The following is a 21,773-nucleotide window of genomic DNA, read 5'->3' as shown; positions in this document are numbered from 1 at the left end:
CGTTGGAGCTAGTCGAGCAGACCAGCGTCGCGGGCGGTCTGTAGCGCGTCGAGCAGCTCCGCGAGCATCGGGTGGTCCGCGAGCGGGCCGTCGTCGGTGAGCTCGTCGAGCTGTGTCGCCGCGCGCTCGAGCGCCCGGACATACACGGCGCGCGCATGATCTCGCTGGCTGACGTCTGCGGCTCGCTCGAGCTGTTTGGCGTAGCGCAGCGTGAGCGCGAGCTCGTCGATCATGCGGGCGTGGCTCCACGCGGCGCGGACGGTGGGATCGGCCGAGTCTCCCCCCGAGTCGGCGCGGGTCAGGGGCCCGAGCGCGGCGACACACGTGGCCCACGCGAGCTCGCGGCAGCCGCCCGCGAGCGGACCGCCAGCTTCGAGCGCCCGGCAGCGCGAGCTCGCCTGCTCGAGACACGCGACAGCGTCGGCCATCGGGACCTGCTCGGGCAGCGTGATCTGGTCGAGCATCGTGGGCCCGGTCATGGCCGCCACGGCGCGAGGATCGTGCACGTAGGCCGTGAGCGGCTCGTCACCCATGGCGATCGCCAGCTGCTGATCCTCGACCAACATCGTCCAGTCCGCGGGTCGCAGGAAGTCCGCGGGCAGCACCCCGGCGACGCTGGTCTGCAGCGCGAACGCGTCGCCCTCGCGCCGCTCCACGCGAACCCGCAGCTCGATCGGCGCCTGGCCGGGCTCGGCGTGGGTCGGCCGCACGATCACCCACGGCCCGACGAAGCTCAGCGTCAGCGCCGGTCCGATCCAGGTCCCCGTGTAGGGCATCTGCGAGTTCGGCTCGGGGCTCGGGGCGGGTGAAAGCGGTGCGGATGAAGGCGGGGCGGTCGCAGGCTCGGGTCCACGGCAGCCCAGGCCGAGCGTGACCGCCATCGCGAACAGCCGCGCGAGCGCGGGCGCCCGGCGCTCAGCAGCTGGCGCCGGAGTCGGCATCGGGGTGCGGGAAGGTGTCGCTGTCTTCCTCGCCCGCGCGCGGGGCCAGGCACTGGAAGTCCTTCTCGATCAGCAGCCGCAGCACGCCCTGCTCGGCCTCGATCCCCACCTGCTCGGTGTCGGCCCAGGTGTTGGCGAGCGAGCGGGGCAGGGTGACCTCGATGCAGTCGCCCTCGAACCGGGCCTGGGCCGCGTCGACGTCCGCGCTGCACAGCACATACTCGAGCGTGCGCGCGCCGAACTGGGTCGAGGCGCTGACGCGGCCAGTCGTGCGCAGCTGCTGGACCTCGCCGCGGGTCAGGCGTAGGCGGAGGGAATCACCGCGAATGCGCAGTTTCACACCGTCACGATAGTCCGTGGTCGCGGGGCCGTCCACGTTGCGCCTGGGGGTGGCTCTGGCAAGCTGGTGACATGGACGGCGCGCTAGTCTTGGCGGGCGGCTCGTCGAGCCGCATGGGCACCGACAAGGCCTGGCTGGAGCTCGACGGTCGCCCGCTGCTCGAGCACGTGGTCTCGGTCCTGGCGGGTTGCTGCGGCGTGATCGTGATCGCGGCGCGGCCCGGCCAGCAGCTGCCGCCGCTCGCGGGCCACCCGGTCGAGCGCGTCGACGATCCGGTGCCCGACGGCGGTCCGTTGGTCGGCGTGGTCGCGGGGCTCGAGCGCCTGGCCGCGCATGGAGTCGCGCGCGCGTACCTCGGCTCCTGCGACGCCGCGGCCGTGAGCGCCCGCCACGTCGAATTCATGCTCGCCCAGCTGAGGGCCGCGCAACAGCTGGATCCTGGTGTGTGCGCTGTGGTGCCGCGAGAGCCCGACGGGCGGGTCCACCCGCTGGCGGCGGCGGTGGCCGTCGACGCGATGCACGCCCACGCCCAGACCGAGCTGGCGCGCGGACAGCTGCGGCTGCAGCGGGTGTTCGGGGCGGCGCAGCTGCAGGTGATCGAGGTCGCGGCGCTCCCTGATCCCGACGCGCTGCTGCCTTGCAACACGCCCGCGCAGTGGCGAGCGCTCGCCCGAACGATCTCCAGTCGCTGAGCTGCCCGCGTCAACCCACGCGGCTCTCGTCGGGCCCCGTCCTCGCGGTTACACTCGCGGACATGCGCCGATCTGGACTTACTGGTTTGCTCCTCACGCTCGCTGCTTGTGGCGGCCCTGCTTCGACCGACGACACGACGCCAACGAGCGGTATCTCGGCTGACGCCACCACCGCGGCCGAGGCCCCAGGTGACGGGGATCCAGGCGACGGCGACGGTGACTCTGGCGACGGCGACGGCGACCCGGGCGACGGCGACGGTGATCCCGGCGACGGCGATCCCGACGACGGCGGCATCAAGTTCGACATGGCCGGGATCCCCGACGGAGGCGGCGACACCGGTGAGGAGGGGCCGATCATCCCCGAGAACTGCGACCAGGCCTCCAAGGGTGAGACCACCGTGGGCTGCCTGTTCTACGCGGTCGACCTCGATCAAAACGGCGGACTCGAGAACGACCAATACGCCGTCGCGGTGTCCAACGTTCAGCTCGACACCCCGGCGACGGTCACGGTCGAGAAGCGAGTCGGCAACGCGTGGCAGGTGGTCGCCGGCCCAGTCGTGGTCGCGCCGCTGGATCTGCACGCGTTCCCGCTGCCCAACAACAACCAGCAGGGCAGCGGCATCAAGGCCGACGGCACCTATCGGGTCAGCTCCGACGTGCCGATCATCGCCTATCAGTTCAACCCGCTGATCCAAGGCGCGGCCAGCTCCGACGCCTCGATGCTGTACCCCGCCGCCAGCTGGGACTACATCAACCATGTCGTGCACTGGGGCGAAGGCTACGGCAACGGCTACATCACGATCGTGGCTGCGGAGGACGGCACCGTCGTCGAGGTCACTCCGGTGGTCTCGACCCAGGCGGGCCCCGGTGTGCCGGCCGGAAGCCCCAACGTGCCATTCGAGATCATGCTGGCCGAGGGCGAGATGGCCGAGGTCATGGTCGTGCAGCAGCACGCGCAGCTGACGGGCACCAAGGTCGTGTCCGACGAAGATCACCCGATCGCGGTGTTCTCGGGGCACGAGTGCGCGTGGATCCCGTTTGGCGAGGTCGCCTGCGATCACATCGAAGAGCAGCTCTCGGGCGTGCGCCTGTGGGGCCAGAACTTCGCGGCCGGGCGCGTGCCCGTGCGCTGGCCGCAGGCGCCCGAGACCTCTCTGTGGCAGATCGTCGCCAGCGAAGACGACACCACCGTCACGATCACGGCGCATCAAGACGTGACGGGCCTGCCCATGACGCCAGCCGTGCTCGACCAGGGCGAGAAGCTCGAGTTCTTCGCGGGCGGCACCCCGCAGCACCCCGGCGATCTGTTGATCGAGGCCGACAAGCCGATCGCGGTCGCCAACTACATGACCGGGTTCGGCAACTTGCCGTCGGGCAACTTGGGCGATCCGGCGATGGTCCAGCTCGCTCCCTTCGAGCAGTTCCTGCCGCGCTATGTCGTGCTCGTGCCGGATCAGTGGATCAACGACGTGCTCGTCGTGACCCAGCCGATCGGCGCCGAGGTCACGGTCGACGGCGTGCCGATCCCGCCTGATCAGTACCTCGAGTTCGGCGGTGCATGGGAAGCCGCGCGCTACGCCGTCCCCGATGGCGTGCACCAGCTCGAGGGCACGGAGCCGTTCTCGGTCGTCGTGGTCGGCTTCGACGGGGCCGACAGCTACGCGTACCTGGGCGGCTCGAGCACCGGGAAGATCAACCCCGCGCCGCAGGGCTGACGCTCCTTCGAGAGTCCCGAGCTGTTCGCACGCTGAGCCGGTCGGGTCGGCCGTCCGTCGGCGGACCGTCCGACAGCTCGGGGGACGGTCGCGACGGTCCGGCACCGCAGCACCGTCGCTCCGCGTCTTGTCGCTCAATTGCTCGGAGAGCCGCCCGTGCGCGGGCACATGTGTAGCTCTGGCGTCAGCGCTCGAGGACCAATGTGCACGGTATGACATCTGCAATGAGCCGGGACGATGTCGACCGCGCCATACCCCTTGCACCGGACTAACCCTACTCGCCACGCCAGCGTCCTCGCCCTGCTCGCGCCCTTGCTGCTCATCGCTTGTGATCCCGAAGCCACCGACGCTGGCAGCGACACCGACACCGCGCAGACCGAGGATGACCCAGCGCTGAACGAGCCGGTGCTGCCAGCGGAGCTGCTGGACTATGGCCACGACCTCCCCGCGCACTTCGAGACGCCGCGCGTCGACGCGGTCGACAATACGCCAGGCGACAACCCGATCACCGACGCTGGCGCGACGCTGGGGCGCGTGCTGTTCTGGGATCGCCAGCTGAGCGAAAACCGCACGGTCGCATGCGGAAGCTGCCACGATCCCGCGTCGGGCTTCTCGGACACGGCCGTGCTGTCCGAGGGCTTCGCGGGTGACCTGACCCGGCGCAACTCGATGCCGCTGGCCAACCTGCGCTGGTACGAGCGCGGCGCGATGTTCTGGGACGAGCGGGCTGACACGCTCGAAGACCAGGTCCTGATGCCGATCCAGGACGCCGCCGAGATGGGCCTGACCCTCGACGAGCTGGTCGCGCGGGTGTCGACGACCGACTACTACGCGCCGATGTTCGAGGCCGCGTTTGGCGACGCGCAAGTCAGCGCCGAGCGGATCTCACAGGCGCTGTCGCAGTTCGTGCGCTCGATCGCGTCGTACAGCTCAGCCTGGGACGAGGGCGTGGCCCTCGTGAACGGCGACATCGCCCAGGACCTCCCCAACTTCACCCCCGAGCAAAACCGCGGCAAGGATCTGTTCTTCGGCCCGGGACGCTGCGGCGCCTGTCACATGCCGGGGAACTCGCTCACGCCGCCGCTGCCAGGAGGTCAGCCGCCGCCGCTCACCAACCTCGCGCTGTGGTTTGTCGACGAGCCGGTCAACAACGGGTTGCTCGACGCCAGCGACGGTGGCCTGGGCGAGACCACCGGCCTCGCAGCGGACGACGGCAAGTTCAAGAGCCCGTCGCTGCGCAACGTGGCCCTCACGGGTCCGTACATGCACGACGGGCGGTTCGAGACCCTGGCCGAGGTCGTCGAGCACTACGACAGCGGCATCGAGGCCCACCCGAACCTCGATCCGCGGCTGCGGGACCCGCAAAACGGCGGCGCGCCGATCCGCTTGAACCTCAACGCGGCCGACCGTGCGGCGCTGGTGGCGTTCCTGGGCACGCTGACCGACCCCACGCTCGCCGACGACCCGCGTTGGTCGGACCCGTTCGCGCCCTGAGCGAAGGCAGATCGCGGCCCAAGGTGAATCAGGCCACGAACGGCGCCTGCAAGCGGGTCAGAAGCCTGACCCGAGCTGAACACACTTCCGGACGCTTGGCCGCTCAAGCGTCCGGCACCTGCAGGCCCAGCGCTTCGATCGGGTCTCCCGACCACAGCTTGCCGACCGCCATCATGCTCCACATCTTGAAGTCGCCCATCAGGGACCACAGCGGATAGGTGAACGTTGCCGGGCGGTTGTGCTCGATCTTGAAGTGGCCGATCCATGCGAACAGGTAGGCCCAGACCACGCCCGCGAGCAGCCACGGCTGGGCCCACACGCCCAGCGCGATCATCCCGAGCATCAGGGGCGCGGCGTTGCGATGGCGCTCGATCAGGTTGCCGATCACGCCGAGCGCGAGGATCGCCGCGAGCACCGGGCCGAACCGCGCAGGCGACGACAGCAGCGACCACCCGACGAGCGCGAAGAAGCCGGCGGTGCCGACGAAGTGCAGCGCCCGGCATGTGGGGTTGCGGTGCTCGCCCAGGTAGTAGGGGAAGAACTCGGAGAAGCTCGAGAAGCGCGCGTCAGCCATCGCGCGGGCAGGGTACCCTGGTTTGGGCAGCTTGGTCGCGCGCGCCCGATCCCGTAGCGTGCTCGGGTGAACACGGTCGCCATATTGCTCGCCGCCGGCAAGGGCACGCGGATGCGCTCGGAGCTGGCTAAAGTCCTGCACCCCTTCGCTGGCGAGCCGCTGGTCCTGCACCCGCTGCGGGCGGCCCGGCGCTTCGGCGTCGCGCGCTCGATCGTCGTGGTCGGTCATCAGGGCCCGGAGGTCGAGGCGCTCGTGCGGGCGCGGCTGCTGTCTAGTGAGGGGCGGGGCGAGGGCTGGGCCGTGGACTTCGCCGTCCAGGCCGAGCAGCGCGGGACCGGACACGCGGTCATGTGCGCGCTCCCGATCCTCGGCGACGACGTCGACGGATCGGTGCTGATCCTCAGCGGTGACGTGCCGCTGCTGCGCGCCCAGACCCTGCAGGCGCTCGCGCTGGCGTGCGGTCGCAGCTCCGCAGGGCTCAGCCTGGCCAGCTTTCGCGCCGCGGATCCAGCCGGCTACGGACGGATCGTGCGCGACCCGTCCACCCACCGCTGCGTGGCGATCCGCGAGCACAAGGACGCCAGCGAGGCCGAGCGTGAGATCGACGAGTGCAACGCGGGGGTCTACTGCGTCCGCGCCGATCACCTCCGCCGCGAGCTGCCGCTGCTCGGGGCCGACAACGCGGCGGGTGAGATCTACCTGACCGATCTCGTCGCGCTGCGGGCCCGCGCGGGCGAGGTCGCCGTCGTCGAGGTCGAGGCCGACGAGGTCGCGGGCGTGAACACGCCCGAGCAGCTGACCGAGCTCGAGGCCCGGGGGCGGGCGCGGGGCTGGATCAGCTGACCGAGCTCGCGGTAGCTGCCTGCAGCACGGTCGCGCGCAGGACCGCGATGTCGAACGGCTTCTCGAGGAAGAACTCGCACCCAGCCTCGCGCGCCTTGACGTGCTCTTGTCGCATCACGCTCGCGCTGACCACGACGATCGGGAGCGTCGACCAGGCCGGCGAGCCCTTGAGTTCGCGGGCGAGCTCGAGCCCGCCGACGCCCGGGAGATCGAGGTCGAGCAGGACGACGGCGGGTCGTCGCTGCTCGAGCGCGGCGCGAGCTTGGACGACATCGTTCGCGCGCGTCACGAGCCACAGCCCGGTCTTCTCGAGCACGAGCTTGATCAGAGCGAAGTTCGCGTCGTTGTCCTCGACGCACAGGACCGGGCGGGGCTCGTCCACGCTGCGATTGTAGAGTTCGCGTGTCTCGTCGCGGTCGGGGGGCATGGCGAAGTCGTGATCTTTGCGGTTCCGCAGTCGATCCGCGAGCGCGGGTGCGTGCTTCTCGCGTATCTGAACTGGTGACGATCGTCTGTGGTGTCGCATGAAACGCCGTTCACCGGAACTGGCGCGGCGAGATCTCTGACCGCGGCCCGGCCACGTCGGGCCCCATGCCCATGCGCACAGCCGACCGCGGCGGCGAGTCGAGTACACTCGCGCCGTGTGGCTGACCCCGCGTCGCCGGCATCTCGCACCCCAGGACAGCCACGCGCGGGGCTCCTGGGTAAAATCCTGGCCACCCGGGGCGCGCAGGGTCGGGCTGGGCTTGGCGGTCGCCCTGGTGCTGCTGCCGCTCTCCCTCGCGCCGAGCGTGGCCATCGCGGCGCCGCCGGTCGAGCCCGCCCGGGCTGCTCCCGTGGACCGCTCGCCCCGGGCCGCCCGGGCCGACGAGACGGCGGGCATGGATGACGCGGGCGTGCTGGTCGAAGGGCCGATCGAGCGCACGGTTCACATCGTCGCGCTCCAGATCCGCGGGCGCAAGCAGGTCACGGCCAAGCAGATCACCGAGGCGCTCGAGGCCGAGGGGCTCGTCGAGGGTCAGCAGGTGTTCTGGCCGGAAGATCCCCGGATCGATCGCGCGGTCCAGCGGCTCGCCGCGACCGGCTACTTCGACCAAGTTGCGATCCGCCTGGTCCCGGTCTCGCGCAACTCCGACAGCGCGTCGCTGGTCGTGGATCTGCACGAGCGTGGCTCGCTGGTGATCCGCCAGGTCAGCGCCGCGAGCTCGCTGCTGACCCCGTTCGCGGGCGGCTTCGATCTGATGGAGCGCAACCTCGCGGGCAGCCGCGTGCACCTTGGCGCCGCGTTCGTGGTCGGGACCAAGGCCCGGGGCGTGGCCGACGACCAGCGTCAGCAGGCCTACGAGCTGTACACGGAGCTGCCCGTGATCGCCGGCTCGCCGATCGGCGTGGCCGGCAGCGCCTACGCGATCCTGGCCAATGAACCGTACCGCGTGGCCGGGGAGGACTACGATCCGAACCCGAGCAACTTCGACACGCTCCGTTACTCTCGCTACGGCAGCGTCGTCGGGGTCACGATCCCGGTCCGGGCTGATCTGCGCCTGGGCATCGATTTTCGGTTCGAGGCGATCGATGCGCGGTCACAGGGTGGGGCCGATCCCGCCGAGATCCCAGTTCAGACCCTCCCGAACGGCGATCTGCGCGAGCTCGATCTGCAGCTCGAGCACGGCATGCACTTCTTGAGCTCGGCCGAGTTCTCGCTGATCTGGGACCAGCGCAACCGGGCGGCGATCATCGGCAAGGGCGGGCACGTCCGCGTCGACGTGCAGCTGTCCTCGCCCGCGATCGGGTCCAGCTATGAGTACCTGAGGGTGCTGGTCGGTGGCGGCTACTCGTTTCGGCTGCCGTGGGGCCACTGGCTGACGCCGAGCCTGTGGGGCGGGCAGATCGCGGGCGACGCCCCGCGCTTCGAGATGATCTTGCCCGGTGACCTCGCGGACTGGACCCCGGGGCGGACCATGGGTCTGCAGTACTCGACCCGCTGGCCCGTCGACACGTTCAAGACCGGCGTCAACGCGTACGCGCTGGCGAGCCTGGGCGGGCGCGTGGATCTCGAGTACGGGATCCCGCTGTTTCGCCGGCCGCAGACCTCGTTCGTGTACGGCGGCTATCTGTTCTTCTCGGCTGGCGTGTTCACGCTGACGGGCACCCGCGCGCAGCGAAGCGAGCGGCGGGCGCTCGGCGAGCTCGCTGCGCCGGTCGGCTTCAACGCCAACTTTGGGCTCAAGCTGGACACCAGCATTGGGACCATCGACCTGTCGGTCGGCAACGTGCTGCGGCGGGTGCCGCTGTGAGGCGCCGCCGCTTCGTCGCGCTGCTTGTCGCGAGCCCCGCGCTGACCGTGCTGCTCGGGGCCGCGCCGGAGACCCTGCCGCGACGCAAGGCCGACTTCTCGTTCACCAGCCGCGAGCTCAAGATGCGCGTGGCGATCCCCGACTTGCTGCGGACCACGGACAAGCAAGCCATGAAGATGCTCGACGGCGGGTACCCGACCCGCCTGGTCTACGACCTGGGCGTGTACGCGAAGGGCTCGCGGACCCCCAGCTCGCTGGCCCACGTGGAGATCAGCGTGCAGTGGGATCCCTGGAATCAAGACTACATCGTCCAGACCACGCTCGGCGGCGGCGCCCAGCCGACGGTGCGTCGCTACGCCCTGCGCGACGACGCGATCAAGGCCGCGACCACGCTGTCGGTCGTGATCGCCAAGACCCCCGACATCCCGCGCGGAGAGGACCAGATCCACTTCGTGCAGGTCGTCGCCCAGCGCAACCCGATCCAGAGCAAGAGCGGCGGCAGCGGGGGCGTGGCGCGGGGCCAAGATCGCGATCTCGAGGTGTTCTCGCGCTGGGTCGGGATGTTCGTGCGCTCGCGACCCAAGGCGGAGAAGCTCGTCGAGTTTCGGACCCACCCCTTTTACGTGCCGCGGGAACAGGACTGAGCGGCGATGGCTGCGAGCGAGCGAGCGCGCAAGGCCGGCTCTCGAGCTGGACGCCGAGGCACCCAGGGGTTTCGGGCCGTCGAGCAGCACCGCGAGCTGCAGGCGCGGCCGCCTTGGTGGGGGCGTCTCGAGGCTCGAATCACGATCTCACTGGTTGCGATCGGGATCCTGTGCGTGGGCGCGACGAGCTACCTCGTGGCGCTGACGGTCCAGTACTACGACCAGGTCAGCGAGCAGCAGGTCGAGCTGCAAGATCAGGCCCTGCGCCTGGCCGAGCCCTACTACGAGGAGCTCGCCGCGGCCCAGCGCGAGGCGTTCCGCGCTCGCACGCAGCTGCTGCCCCACGAGCTGCGCGGGCTCGACGGCGCCCCGCTCGAGGCGTTCTTGGACGACTGGATCCGCGCGCGCGCGGACGTGATCGAGGTCGTGATCGAGCGACCGGGTGTCGAGGCGGTGATCGTGGGCCGCGGCGCCGATGCTGCGCGTGACTTGGCGAGCGCGACCGGGGACCCCGGCGCTTCCGTGGCCGTGGACGAGTGGATTCACGTGCCCCTCGAGTGGCCGCTGAGCGAGACGGGCGGGCTGGTGCGCGTCACCTGGGCGGTCGACCCCAGCATCCGCACCCGCCACCAGCAGCTCGGCGAGCTCGCCCGGGATCTCGGCGCGATCGAGGTCAAGGGCGCTGGCGGCGAGGTCCGGATGGCCGAGCGCGACGAGGTCCGGCGGGCCGTGATCACGGCGCTGACCGTGGCCAGCTCGCTGGTGCTGTTCGTGGCGATCCTCGCCGGGATCCTGATCGCCCGCCGGACCACCCGCAAGGTCTCGGATCTGTCGGAGGTCATGCGTCGCGTCGCCTCGGGCGACCTCTCGGTCCGGGCCCCGCGGCTCGGGGCCGACGAGCTCGGGCAGCTGGCGAGCGCGTTCAACACGATGCTCGACGAGCTCGAGCACACGCGGCGCCGGATCGCGTACCTGCAGCGGGTCGGGGCGTGGCAAGAGATGGCCCGCCGGATCGCCCACGAGATCAAGAACCCGCTGACGCCGATCCAGCTCGCGGTCCAGCAGCTGCGCGAGAAGGATCCCGGCAACGACGCGCGGTTCTCCGCGCTGCTGCGCGACTCGGTCGAGATCGTCGAGGACGAGGTCGAGTCGCTGCGGCGCATGGTCACCAGCTTCTCGCAATTCGCCAAGCTGCCCGAGGTCGAGCTCGAGGCGGTCGCGCTCGCGCGGATCCTCGTCGAGTTCGAGCGGGCCTACGTGCACGTCGACGCGGCGCTCGAGATCGACGTGGGGACCGAGGGGCTCGAGGTGCTCGGCGATCGTCAGCTGCTCAAGCAAGTGCTGGTCAACCTGGCCGAGAACGCGGCGCTGTCGGCCCGCGAGGCCGGGGTCGAGCAGCCGCGGATCCGGGTGTCTGCGCGCTCGGTCGCCGATCGGGGGGTGGCGTGCCTGGTGGTCGAGGACAACGGCCCGGGCATCGCCAACGAGCGGCGGGAGCTGGTGTTCGAGCCGTATGAGACCACCCGGGTGCACGGGACGGGGCTGGGGTTGGCGATCGTGAAGAAGATCGTGCTGGACCACGGCGGCGAGATCTCGGTCGGGCACAGCGAGGCGCTCGGGGGAGCTCGGTTCGAGGTCCGACTGCGGCTCAGCGGCGGCGCTGCGTGAGCTACCGAGCTCGATTCGGGGCTAGCTCGGCGCCACGGAGTCGATCCACAGCTGGTGGAGGCCGTCGTTGCGGAGGTTCGCGGCGACGACCTCGGACCAGGTGGTGGCCGGCGGTGGGGCGATCTTGCGGCCGGGATCGAGGCGGATCGGGACCGCGGCTGCGCGGCCGGTCGGGGGCGTGAAGCCGATCGTCAGGGCGTAGAGCAGGGTCATGATGTCCGGCAGCTCTCGGCATCCGCACTCGACGACGGCCGCGGACGCGAGCTCGGCTAGCTTGGCGCATCGTTCGCCTGGTGAGACGTTGGCGAGCTCGCCGAACACGCTGGCGAGCGGGGGGCAGGTGTTGGCGTAGCCGCGCACGCCCTTGGCGACGAACATGACCCGCTCGTTGGGGTCGGGCGGCAGCTCGGCGAGCATGCCCGCGAGCATGGCCGGGTCGCGGGGCTGCGGGATCGGGCGGTCATCGGTGACGTGGACGAGCACGCGGACCTCGGTGCGGCCGGCGGCCGAGAGCCCACGCCACAGCTCGGCGACGGTCGAGGCCGGGACGTCACCTGCGATCGCGAGCGTCATCTCGCCGGGCTCGGGGATCCGCCGGGGTGGGTCGGCCAGCCAGGCTTGGATCGAGACGGTGCCCTGATCGCCCTCGGGATCGGTGAGCCCGGCCTGGTCCAGGGTGATCACCCGGGTCGCCAGAGGGTGGTAGCTGTCCGCTGTCCACGTGACCTTCGGCAGCGCGATCGCGGGCACGCCCAGGTCGAAGCTACACAACGACAGCAGCTCGGTGTGCAGCGGCGCCGCGGCACACACCGGCTCCGCGGCTGGGCCGCCCGAGCTCGCTGCGGCCGCGCCCGGCTCGGAGGTGGTCGCGGTCGGCTGTGACTTGGAGGGCGGGCTCTGGCACGCGAGCGCGAGCGTGAGCGTGCTGGCGAGGATCAACGCAGGAGGTCGCACGTGCACGCAGGCTACACGGTTTGCGGTTGGTCCGGCTCGCCGCGCTCAGTTCGGCTCGCGCTCAGTCGGTGTTGACCGCGTAGGTCGCCCACTCGCCGTCGTCGAGGCTCAAGGTCGCGCAGCTCGGCAGCGTGCAGGTGACCTCGAGATCGGGGATCCGCGGGGTGTCGAGGCACAGCGCGCCTGCGGCGGTCCAGATCGCCTCGGGGGCGCTCAGGTCGGCGCCGGAGCTGGGCACGACGGTGCCATGCTGGTTCTCCCAGATGAGCGGGGTGCCATCGACCGTGTAGGCGTGGCCGTCGCCGCAGTAGTCGGCGGTGAGCATCTTCAAGGTGGCCTGCCGCTGATCCGGGCTGGCCGCCGTCCCCTCGCCGTCGACGTCGGCGTGGGGGCCGTAGCCCATCAGCGCCATCTTGGCCGCGGCCGAGCCCGCGCAGGCCAGCGTGATCCAGTCGGTCTGGTTGGGGATCACGGTCTTGGCGTCGAGGTCGTAGCGCTCGCCCGCCAGGACTACGACCGAGGCCAGGAGCGGATCGAGGAGCGTGCCCTTGCAGACGCTCTGGGCCAGCAGCGGCTGCGCGAGGTCGGGATAGATCAGCGAGTAGGCTGGATGCGGGTCGCCTCCGGTCGCCCACGAGTCGACCTCTTCGTAGCCGGCGATGATCACCGGGACGGTCAGATGGTCGACCCGCAGCAGCAGGATCGAGCCGACCAGCGCTGCGCCCCGCAGCCGGCTCTTGCCGAACAGTCCGCCGCGGGCAACCAGGGCGTCACCCTCGGTCCCGAGCGTCCAGTTGAGCAACAACCCCTGCGGGGGGAGGAAGCCGACGAGCCTGACCCCGTCGGCGTTGGCGGTCCCGCCAAGGTGCAGCTCCTGCAGCGACTTGCCGTTGACCTCCGAGGTGTTGTAGCCGCAGCGCCAACGGGGGCAGTCGAAGCTGAGTCCGCGCAGGTCGGCGTCATCGTCGGGCGCCGCCTCGTCACAGCCTGCGAGCGGCGCCAGACCGACAGCCAGGGCGCAGGCCATGACGACGCGCGAGAGGACGGTGGACGTGGGTGAGGAGGGTACCGAGTGGGTCGTCATGGGGTTGTCGTCTCCGTGGAGGTCTGGTGCAGAAGTTGGGGTCTCACTGGGCGCGCGCCTCGAGCATGTCGAGCATGTCGAGGCGGCGAGCGTAGGCGCTCGGCCAGTGCTGGTAGTAGGTCCGGGCGGCGGTCGCGAGCTCGGTGACCCGCGCGTGTGGGCGGGTGGCGTGCACGCCAAGCACCTGGGCGAGGGCGGTCTGGGTGCTGGCGAGCAGCCGCTCGCGCTCGATCGGTGGGGCCTCGTCGGCGATCGCCTCGAGCTCGGCGAGCGATCGCTCGAGCAAGCGGGCCGCGCGGGCGGGGTCGTCGGTGAGCAGCTCGGCGAGCACCAGGCGGCGCTCGGCCTGCTCGACGCGGAGCCACCACTCGGCGCCCGAGGGCTCAGCGTGGGTCTGCTCGTCGACCCTGGCGATGAGCACCTCCAGCGCCGTGATCGCAGACGCGCCGTGATCGTCATGCAAGAACGCATCGATCAGCAGCCGGCGGTCGTCGTCTTGGTCGAGCTGCTCGCGGGCGGCGAGGAACGCAGACCGAGCCAGCTCGGGGCGCGCGCGCGCGAGCTCGAGGCGAGCGCGGCCAAATTCGCACTCGCCAGCGAGCCGCGCCTCGCCGACCTCCACGAAGCGCGGACACAGCTCGCGCAGGCTGGCGCCCGCCTGCTCGGGGTCGGCCGTGTGGAAGGCCGCGAGCAGCCGACCGTCGAGGGTCCACGGGTGCTCGGGTCCCAGGCGCCGCTCATAGATGTCGATCATCCGGGCCTGGATGCCCGACTGCAGCTCTGCATCGACCGTCAGCATCCCGAGGTTGGCGAGGCCCAGCGCGACCTCGAGGTGCGCGTCGCCAAACAGCCGCTCCTTGAGGACCAGCGCCTGCTCGAAGTCGGCGCGGGCGCCCACCCGATCACCCGCGGCGAGCCGGACCGCCCCCGCGTTGTTGAGCAGCAGCGCGCGCAGCTCGGGATCGTCGCCAGCTCGAACCAACATCGCTTCGGCGATCGCCAGATCGGCGATCGCGGCCTCGCTCCCGCCACCGGCCAGGCCCCGCACGTAGACCCGGCGGATCATCGCTTCGGCCGCGAGCGGGTCGAGGTCCTCGGCGATCGAGATCGCCAGCGCGCGGTCGAGCAGGGCCCCGCTCGACCCGCGGTCGAGCTCCAGGACCATCGACGCTCGCGCCTCGGTGAGCAGCGCCTTGGCCTGGGACGCCGGGAGCTCGAGCGTCAGCGCCTCGTCGGCGACGGATCGGGCGAGCTCGGTCGCCTCGGCGATCCGTCCGGCGTGGGCGAGGGTCTCGGCGCGGACCAGGTTGGACTCGAGGTGCAGGACGACGACCGCGACGCTGGGATCCGTGGGGGGTCGATCGCGCGCGGCCATCGCGGCGAGATCATCGCAGGCGTCGAGCCGCGGGAGCTTGGCGACCATCTGCCCGGCGTGGTCGACGATGTTGCTGTCGGCCGTGGACAGGATCTGAACGGTCTCGGCCAGGGCCAGGCGCCCACGGTCGAGGCAGGCCATCCGCGCGTCGAGCAGCGCGTCGGAGTGGTCGCCGCGGCGGTGCTCGTGGCAGACGCGACGGTGCGCGCTCGACCACGCGTGGGCGTAGTCGTTGACGGTCTCGGTGATCCGCACGCCGAGCGCGGCCGCGTAGGGTCGATCGGTGGCGCGCATGGCCGCGTGGATCCGCTCGGCGCGCTCGGGTCCCCAGACCGCCGCGAGGCTCCGCTCCGCGCCGTCGCAGGTCGGCAGCGGCGGGGGAGCTTGCCCGCGCGCCACGAGCACGCCGCCGAGCGCCGCGAGCCCGGCGATCGCCAGGGTCCCGATCCAACGCCGACGGACGCGGCTTGGATCCTTGGCGAGCGCGACGCTGAGCGCCCGCATCGACGCGGGTCGATCTTTTGGGTCGGGCGCCAGCCCGCTGACGACGAGGGCGTGGAGCCACGCTGGCACCGAGCTGGTGCTCGCTGGCGGGGCGATCCGCCCGTTGACGACGTTGGCCTGCAGCTCCTGGAAGGCCCTGGACTTGGCCCGAAATGGATGGACGTGATGGAGCGCCTCGTACAGCGCGACGCACAGCGAGAAGATGTCCGACGCCGGGGTCAGCTCGAGGCCCAAGAACTGCTCGCGCGACATGTAGGCCGGCGTCCCGACCCGCTCGCCGGTCTTGGTCAGCGGACCCGCGATCCGGTCGAGCGACGACGAGTGCCCGCCTCCGCTCGGACTCGACCCGTGACTGTCGCCGGTGCTGGACCGATCGCGGGCGCCGTGCTTGGACTCGCTGGTGGTGCCGAGATCGAGCTGCTCCGCGCCCACGAGGCCGAGGTCGAGGATGCGTACGCGTCCGTCGTCGCCGATGATCACGTTGGCGGGCTTGACGTCGCGATGCACCAGCCCTGCCTCGTGCAGCGCGGCGAGCCCATCGGCGACCTGGCAAAACACGGGGACCAGCTCTCGCCAGCCGCGTCGCTGCGCCGAGGCCCACTCCTTGAGCGTCGGACCCGAGACAAACTCCATGGCGATGAACAGCCTGTCGCCGGCCGCACCGACCTCGTGCACGGTGACGACGTTGGGGTGCGCGACCTTGGCCATCGCCTGCGCCTCACGCAAGAGCCGCTCGCGGTGCCGGCCGTCGTGGTCCCACTCGTGGTCGTGCAGGACCTTGACCGCCAGGCGGCGATCGAGGACCTCGTCGTACGCGGCGTAGACCACCCCCATCCCGCCCGCGCCCAGGCGTCGGAGGATCGGGTACCGACCGATCGTCAGCGGGCTGTCCTCCGTCTCGCTCGCGGCCAGATCACTGCCTGTCTCGGACGTATCGACGCTGTCGAGCCCACGCGCGGCACCGTGCGTGCGGGTCGTGGGGCCCTCAATCTGGAGCTCGCGTGCCCGCGCGATCGCGACCCGGGCGAGGAAGCCCTCACGCAGCGCAGCGGCGGCGCTGGAGGCGTCTTCGCCAGCCTCGGCGGCCTGCGCCACGATCTCGTGATCGTCGGCCCGCAGCACGGCCGACGCGAGGGCGTCGACGAACTGGCTGGGTCCGCGCTGCGGAGACTCGCGGCTGCTCACCCGCACGCTCCCAGGCTCAGCGTGGGAGCACCCGATGCGCGGCTCGACGGATGCGTCGGACGATCGTCTCGAGCTGGGTCTGCGCGAGGTCGAGCTGGGCCCGGATCGCCGGTCCGTCGCACCCGAGCTCCATGGCGTCGAGGACCCGCAGCGCTTGCTCGTCCTCGCGCTCGCCAAAGTAGGCCCGGAGTCGATGAATTTGTTGCTCGGCCGACAGCGCGTCCTCCGGGTTGCCGGCGCCGATCAGGTCCATGCTCGACGTCAGCGCGACCGTGTCGAGCCCCCGTCGGGCGGCCTCGTGGGTCGAGACGCTGCGCATGATCCCGACCAGATGACCCACGAAGTCGACGGCGGCAGGCTTCCAGCGACGGCGCCCATCGAGGGTCCGCTCGAGCGCGTCGAACAGCAGCGCCTCCGCTTCGATCGACGGCACCTTCCAGGCCAAGATCCGCGCGACCTGGCGCAGGCGCGACCAATCGGGGTCGCGCAGCTCGCGGATCGCGGTCTCGATGACGGATGCACATGCGGGGCTGTCGGGCGGCAGGGTCATCGGTCGAGGGACCGACACAGGTTAATGCCCGTCACGGGGGTGGTTCGGACAACCACTTCAAAATTTGCAGGGCCAGGCTCCCAAGCCGGTTGCGGGGCCTATGTGTACGGGCAGCGAGACGGGGCGCGACGGCGAGGCCGGTCCCACACACTACGAGTTGTGCGGGGGCAGCGCGGCGCGACATGGAGCCATTGTCGTGCCAGCGCGGGCCTCGATCAGGTGTGTTTCGCAATCGTCACGACCACCGACTTGAAGCTGGGCGTCCCCGAGCGTGGATCGATCGCCGCGCCCGGGACGAGCACGTTGGCTTCGGGAAAGTACGCGGCCACGCAGCCCTCCCGCACGTGGTGAGGCACGGCGACCCACTTGGGCGCGCGGCGCTCGACCCCCTCGAAGTGGCTGATCAGCTCGACTTGCTCATACGGCTCGATCTCCAGCCGTCGCATGTCGGCGAGGTTCATCAGCACCAGGCGGCGATAGCCATGGATCCCCCGCTCGCGATCGCCGAGCCAGTAGACCGTGGTGTTGTGCTGATCGTGACTGCGGACGGTCGTCAGCAGCAGCGCGTTCTCGGGCAGGGTGGGGGTGGGGCCAGCCGAGCTGGCGATCGTGAGCTTGGCCTTGCCGCTGGCGGTGGCGGTGGCGAAGCGCCGATCGTGGGCCGGCCTCACCAACCTCAGCGGCCGACCAGGGGCCAGCTCGGTGGCGAACGCCTCACAGTCCGGGAGCGCGGCGGCGATCAGCTCGCGGATCCGGCCGTGATCGCGGGCGAGCGTGGCCCACTGCACGGGCGAGTCTGGGCTCAGGGCCGCCCCGATCTGCGCGAGGATCTCGACCTCCGACACCAGCCCGGCCGCGACGGGTCGCTCGCGGCCTAGCGAGGCCCGCACGCCTCCGGTCGCGTCTTCGAAGCTCGACCACTGCGGTGCGCCCGGGCCCGCCTCGGTCCGGGCGAGGCACGGCAAGATCAGCGCGGTCTCACCGGTGATCAGGTGGGAGCGATTGAGCTTGGTGCTAATCTGGACGGTCAACCGGGCCCGGCAGATTCCGGCCGCGAGCGCCTCGGTGTCGGGCCCGGCCGAGAGCAGGTTGCCGCCGAGGCCGAGCAGCACGTCGATCTCGCCGCGCTGCATGCCCGCGACCGCGTCGCTCACACTCAGGCCAGGTGCGCGGGGCATGGTCACGCCGGTCGCTCGCTCGAGCCCAGCGAGCAGCGCGTCGGCTGGTCGCGGCGTGACGCCCATGGTCCAGCAGCCCGCGGTGTTGCTGTGTCCGAGCACCGCGAGCGGCCCGGCGCCACGCTTGCCCACGTTGCCGCGCAGCAACAGCAAGCTCAGGAGCTGCTCGATCGCATCGACCCCGCCGCGGTGCTGGGTCAGGCCCACGCCCCAGCACGCGATCGTGTTGTCAGCGCGGATGTAGATGTCCGCGGCGGCCTGGATCTGCGCGCGCTCGACCCCGCTGCGCGCGACGATGTCATCCCACTCCCGCGCGGCGATCCCCGACGCGAGCGCCTCGTAGCCCTCGGTGTGGGCGTCGACGAAGGCTCGATCGACGGCGTCGGCCTCGATCACGGCCTTGGTCAGCCCCTCAATCAGGGCCAGATCGCCCCCGACTTGGACCGACACCAGCAGATCAGCGATCTCGATCCCGGCTCCCAGCCAGTCGCGCGGCCGTCGGGGATCGCGAGAGCGCACCAGCCCGACCTCGCGCAGCGGGTTGATCGAGACGATCTTGGCGCCCCGGTGCTTGGCCGCGCGCAGGGCCTCGAGCATGCGCGGGTGGTTGCTCGCCGGGTTTTGCCCGATCACGAAGATCGCGTCGGCGGCCGCGAAGTCGTCGAGGTCCACGGCGCCGCGCCAGCTCCCCAGCGTGTTCGTCAGCGCGACCCGACTGGCCTCGTGGCACAGCTGCGAGCTGCTCGCGAGGTTGTTGGTGCCCAGCTCGCGCGCGAGCAGCTGCCAGCAGAACGCGGCCTCGTTGCTGACCCGCGCCGAGCTGTAGAACGCAGCGCGATTGGGATCGGGCAGGTCGCGCAGCTGCTCGGCGATCAGCGCGATGGCCTCGGACCAGGCGATCGGCTCGTAGCTGTTGGACTCGGCCCGGCGGACCATGGGGTGGGTCAGCCGACCTTGCGCGTTGAGCCAGTGATCGCTGCGCCGGGCCAGCTCGGGGATCGTGTAGGTGGCAAACAGCTGGGGCCCCGCGCGCCGCTGCCCGAGCGCGTCGACGATCGCCCGGGTCCCGCTCTCGCACACGGCGAACCGGGGGGGGCTGCTCGACGGGGCGGCATCGGGCCACGCGCACCCGGGACACGCGAACCCGGGATCTTGGTTGGCGCGCCGGAGCAGGCGAAGCCCCTGGCGCACCCCCGCTTTGCGCAGCGTATCGTTGAGCGCGACGGCGACCCCAGGCAGCCCGCCGCTGGTCTGCGGCGCGGGATCGACGGTCATCGGCGCGGTCACCAGCGGCGTCAGCGGACTCGCGGGCGCGCGGGTGTGCAGCTGCCCGGGTCCAGGGGTGGGTGGGGGCGCGGCGTCGCCGAGGTCGGTGGGCGCCTCGGGCGTGTCCGTCATCGAGCGGATGGTGCCCCGCGGAGATCGGCCGATCAACCCAGCCACTCCCGGCGGTCGGGGTTCGCCGCGCTGCCCACCCGCGATATCTCACGGCCCGGTGCGGTCTTGCGTTATGGTGTGCACATGTCCGCGGACTCACCCGAGCCCGAGCTCGACGGGTTGAGCCATGATCCGAACTGGGATCCGAACTGGGATCCGAACTGGGATCCGAAGCTCGGCTTCGAGACCAGGGATCCGAAGCTCGCCTTCGAGACCTGGCGAGGATTGTTCGACGCCCTGTCGGAGCCGATCTACGTGCAGGATCGGGACGGTCGGTTCCTCGAGGTCAACCGCGCCGCCGTCGAGATGCACGGCTACACCCGCGAAGAGCTGATCGGTGGCAGCCCCGCGCTGCTCGGCGCACCGGGACGGGTCGACATCGACTCGACCCTGGTGGCGGTGCGCGCCGCCCTCGAGGGCGAGCCACAGGTGTTCTCGTGGTGGAGTCGCCACAAGGACGGCTCCGAATTTCCCAAGGAAGTCACCCTGACCAAGGGGCGCTTCTTTGGCCAAGACGTCGTGATCGCCGTCGTTCGCGACGTGCGCGAGCAGATCGATCGTGAAGCGGCGCTGATGTCGACCGAGGCCCGCTACCGGGCCGTGTTCGAGCTCGGCAGCGACGGCATGCTGATCGCCGACTGCGACACGGGTGAGGTCCGCAGCGTCAACCGCTGCGCGGCCGAGCTGTTCGGCCAAGCCCGTGAGCAGCTGCGCGGCCGCAAGCTCGTGGACCTGCTCAACCCCGCGACCGACGATCCCGGCGCCCGGACCGAGCGGCTCGAGCGGCTGGCCACCGCGCTCGCCAAGCGCGACGGCACCTCGTCGATCATCAAGTGGTCGCTGCACGCCGCGGGCGGCGAGCTGCGGTGGGTCGACCTCGGGTTCTCGCCGCTGCCCGCGGCCGACGGGGACCGCGGCGCCCACCTCGTCGTCAGCATCCACGACTACACCGAGAAAAAGCGCGCATCCGAGGCGCTGCGGACCGTCGAGCAGCGCGAGCGGGTCGCCGAGCGGCTGCGGGCGCTCGGCGAGCTCGCGGCCGGGGTCGCGCACAACTTCAACAACGCGCTGACCTCGATCCTCGCCCACACCCAGGTCCTGGCCCGCAGCGACGATCTCCCGCAGTGGGCCCGCGAGGATCTGCTGGTCATCGAGCGGGTCTCCCGCGGGGCGGCGGTCACGATCCGCCGAATTCAGAGCTTCGCGCGCACCCGCGATCCCGACGCCCTCGAGTCCGCCGATCTCGCCGACGTGGTCGCCAACGCGGTCGCGCTGACTCGGCCGCGCTGGCACCCGCCCGGCGGCAACGACCTGTGGGATCTCCACTGGACTCCGTCCGAGGTCCGCCTGCCGATCATCGGCAACGGCGCCGAGCTGTGCGAGGTCATCGTCAACCTGATCCTCAATGGCCTCGACGCGATGCCTGGGGGCGGCAAGCTGACGGTCTCGACCGGGCTCGACGGTGATCGCGTGTGGGTCGAGGTCGGGGACACCGGGGTCGGGATCGACGCCGGTAGTCAGCGGCGGCTGTTCGATCCCTTCTTCTCGACCAAGGGCCGCCAGGGCCTCGGCCTGGGCCTGTCGGTCAGCCACGGCATCGTCGGCCGCCACCACGGCGAGATCACGGTGATCAGCGAGCCCGGCCAGGGCAGCACGTTCACGGTCTGGCTGCCGCTCGGCGAGCACGTGAGCGAGGCCGAGACCGGCACCATGGGGGGCGCGCGGCCCTCCGTCATCTTGTTGGTCGACGACGATCCGGTCGTGCGCCGCTCGCTGGGGCAGATGCTCGAGCAGCTCGGCCACGAGGTCGTGATGGCCGAGCACGGCAAAGACGCGCTGGTCCGCCTCGACGAGCGGCCCGACGTCGACCTGTTGCTCACCGATCTGGCCATGCCCGTGCTCGACGGGGCCGGCCTGGTGCGCGAGTGCGCCAAGCGTTGGCCCAAGCTCCCGCGCGTCCTGATGACCGGCCTGGTCGCGGACGCCGAGCCAGGGCTCGTGGAGCTGACCGCCCTGATCTTGAGCAAGCCGATCGATCTCGCCGTGCTCGATCGCGTGCTCGCGCGCCTCCTACCAAGCATGCCCCTAGCTTGAGGCTGTTGTCAGCTCGGGTCAGGCTGCTATCAGCTCGGGTCAGGCTTCTGACCCGCTTGCGGGCGCCATTCGTAGACCGGTTCGCTGTTTGCAGCGGGCAGTTTTCAGCTCGGGTCAGGCTTCTGACCCGCTTGCGGGCGCCATTCGTAGACCGGTTCGCTGTTTGCAGCGGGCAGTTTTCAGCTCGGGTCAGGCTTCTGACCCGCT

General features: G+C 70.9%; 17 protein-coding genes. 8 read left to right on the top strand and 9 right to left on the bottom strand.

The window, feature by feature from the left end; genetic code table 11:
• Nucleotides 1-8: 8 nt before the first annotated feature.
• Nucleotides 9-941, bottom strand: coding sequence for a hypothetical protein (locus ENSA7_RS16130; protein WP_146157753.1), 933 nt, complete (start codon nucleotides 939-941; stop codon nucleotides 9-11).
• Complete coding sequence (locus ENSA7_RS16125; RefSeq protein WP_146157752.1) at nucleotides 916-1,281, bottom strand: DUF7009 family protein; 366 nt, start codon at nucleotides 1,279-1,281, stop codon at nucleotides 916-918. The genes ENSA7_RS16130 and ENSA7_RS16125 overlap by 26 nt, the downstream gene beginning before the upstream one ends.
• A 71-nt stretch (nucleotides 1,282-1,352) precedes the next feature.
• Between ENSA7_RS16125 and mobA the strand changes: the two genes are divergently transcribed.
• The 3 genes from mobA to ENSA7_RS16110 all read left to right on the top strand — a co-directional run bounded on the left by mobA (nucleotide 1,353) and on the right by ENSA7_RS16110 (nucleotide 5,182).
• Entirely contained in the window at nucleotides 1,353-1,973 is a 621-nt protein-coding gene (gene mobA, locus ENSA7_RS16120) for a molybdenum cofactor guanylyltransferase (RefSeq protein WP_106090180.1), read from the top strand.
• A 62-nt stretch (nucleotides 1,974-2,035) separates the two neighbouring features.
• Nucleotides 2,036-3,688, top strand: coding sequence for an IgGFc-binding protein (locus tag ENSA7_RS16115; RefSeq protein ID WP_146157751.1), 1,653 nt, complete (start codon nucleotides 2,036-2,038; stop codon nucleotides 3,686-3,688).
• 312 nt (nucleotides 3,689-4,000) lie between these two features.
• Nucleotides 4,001-5,182 carry a cytochrome-c peroxidase gene (locus tag ENSA7_RS16110; RefSeq protein ID WP_244923820.1) on the top strand — a complete coding sequence of 394 codons (1,182 nt, stop codon included), beginning with the start codon at nucleotides 4,001-4,003 and terminating at the stop codon, nucleotides 5,180-5,182.
• A gap of 103 nt (nucleotides 5,183-5,285) precedes the next feature.
• On the opposite strand, the gene ENSA7_RS16105 is transcribed toward ENSA7_RS16110, so the two are convergent.
• Nucleotides 5,286-5,756 (bottom strand): Mpo1-like protein, encoded by a 471-nt coding sequence (locus ENSA7_RS16105; protein WP_106090177.1) that lies wholly within the window; start codon nucleotides 5,754-5,756, stop codon nucleotides 5,286-5,288.
• Between the two features lie 66 nt (nucleotides 5,757-5,822).
• Between ENSA7_RS16105 and ENSA7_RS16100 the strand changes: the two genes are divergently transcribed.
• Nucleotides 5,823-6,599 carry a sugar phosphate nucleotidyltransferase gene (locus ENSA7_RS16100; RefSeq protein ID WP_106090176.1) on the top strand — a complete coding sequence of 259 codons (777 nt, stop codon included), beginning with the start codon at nucleotides 5,823-5,825 and terminating at the stop codon, nucleotides 6,597-6,599.
• Here the strand turns inward: ENSA7_RS16100 and ENSA7_RS43710 are convergent.
• Nucleotides 6,592-6,981 carry a response regulator gene (locus ENSA7_RS43710; protein WP_181233787.1) on the bottom strand — a complete coding sequence of 130 codons (390 nt, stop codon included), beginning with the start codon at nucleotides 6,979-6,981 and terminating at the stop codon, nucleotides 6,592-6,594. The genes ENSA7_RS16100 and ENSA7_RS43710 overlap by 8 nt on opposite strands.
• A 364-nt stretch (nucleotides 6,982-7,345) precedes the next feature.
• Here ENSA7_RS43710 and ENSA7_RS16090 point away from each other — a divergent pair, with 364 nt between their 5' ends.
• Genes ENSA7_RS16090 through ENSA7_RS16080 form a run of 3 tightly spaced genes read left to right on the top strand, consistent with a single transcriptional unit; the run spans nucleotide 7,346 to nucleotide 11,205 of the window.
• Nucleotides 7,346-8,893: a BamA/TamA family outer membrane protein gene (locus ENSA7_RS16090; protein ID WP_181233786.1), complete on the top strand. Its 1,548-nt coding sequence runs from the start codon at nucleotides 7,346-7,348 to the stop codon at nucleotides 8,891-8,893.
• Nucleotides 8,890-9,537 carry a hypothetical protein gene (locus ENSA7_RS16085; protein ID WP_106090173.1) on the top strand — a complete coding sequence of 216 codons (648 nt, stop codon included), beginning with the start codon at nucleotides 8,890-8,892 and terminating at the stop codon, nucleotides 9,535-9,537. The genes ENSA7_RS16090 and ENSA7_RS16085 overlap by 4 nt, the downstream gene beginning before the upstream one ends.
• A gap of 6 nt (nucleotides 9,538-9,543) precedes the next feature.
• Entirely contained in the window at nucleotides 9,544-11,205 is a 1,662-nt protein-coding gene (locus tag ENSA7_RS16080) for a sensor histidine kinase (protein ID WP_106090172.1), read from the top strand.
• 21 nt (nucleotides 11,206-11,226) lie between these two features.
• Here ENSA7_RS16080 and ENSA7_RS16075 read toward each other — a convergent pair whose 3' ends face one another.
• From ENSA7_RS16075 to ENSA7_RS16055, 5 genes are all read right to left on the bottom strand, one after another.
• Entirely contained in the window at nucleotides 11,227-12,159 is a 933-nt protein-coding gene (locus ENSA7_RS16075) for a hypothetical protein (RefSeq protein ID WP_146157750.1), read from the bottom strand.
• A 61-nt stretch (nucleotides 12,160-12,220) separates the two neighbouring features.
• Nucleotides 12,221-13,243 (bottom strand): ADYC domain-containing protein, encoded by a 1,023-nt coding sequence (locus ENSA7_RS16070; protein ID WP_244923819.1) that lies wholly within the window; start codon nucleotides 13,241-13,243, stop codon nucleotides 12,221-12,223.
• 43 nt (nucleotides 13,244-13,286) lie between these two features.
• Nucleotides 13,287-16,313: a serine/threonine-protein kinase gene (locus ENSA7_RS16065; protein WP_146157749.1), complete on the bottom strand. Its 3,027-nt coding sequence runs from the start codon at nucleotides 16,311-16,313 to the stop codon at nucleotides 13,287-13,289.
• 10 nt (nucleotides 16,314-16,323) lie between these two features.
• Nucleotides 16,324-16,857, bottom strand: a complete 534-nt coding sequence (locus tag ENSA7_RS16060) for a hypothetical protein (RefSeq protein WP_244923818.1) — start codon at nucleotides 16,855-16,857, stop codon at nucleotides 16,324-16,326.
• A 215-nt stretch (nucleotides 16,858-17,072) separates the two neighbouring features.
• A complete protein-coding gene (locus ENSA7_RS16055) occupies nucleotides 17,073-19,433 on the bottom strand; it encodes an FdhF/YdeP family oxidoreductase (RefSeq protein ID WP_146157748.1) in 2,361 nt (786 codons plus the stop codon).
• Between the two features lie 123 nt (nucleotides 19,434-19,556).
• Between ENSA7_RS16055 and ENSA7_RS16050 the strand changes: the two genes are divergently transcribed.
• Nucleotides 19,557-21,566, top strand: coding sequence for a PAS domain S-box protein (locus ENSA7_RS16050; protein WP_106090167.1), 2,010 nt, complete (start codon nucleotides 19,557-19,559; stop codon nucleotides 21,564-21,566).
• Nucleotides 21,567-21,773: the final 207 nt, after the last annotated feature.

The sequence above is a fragment of the Enhygromyxa salina genome, from assembly GCF_002994635.1.
Lineage (GTDB): Bacteria > Myxococcota_A > Polyangia > Nannocystales > Nannocystaceae > Plesiocystis > Plesiocystis salina_B.
This window is presented reverse-complemented; position numbering and strand designations above follow the sequence as displayed.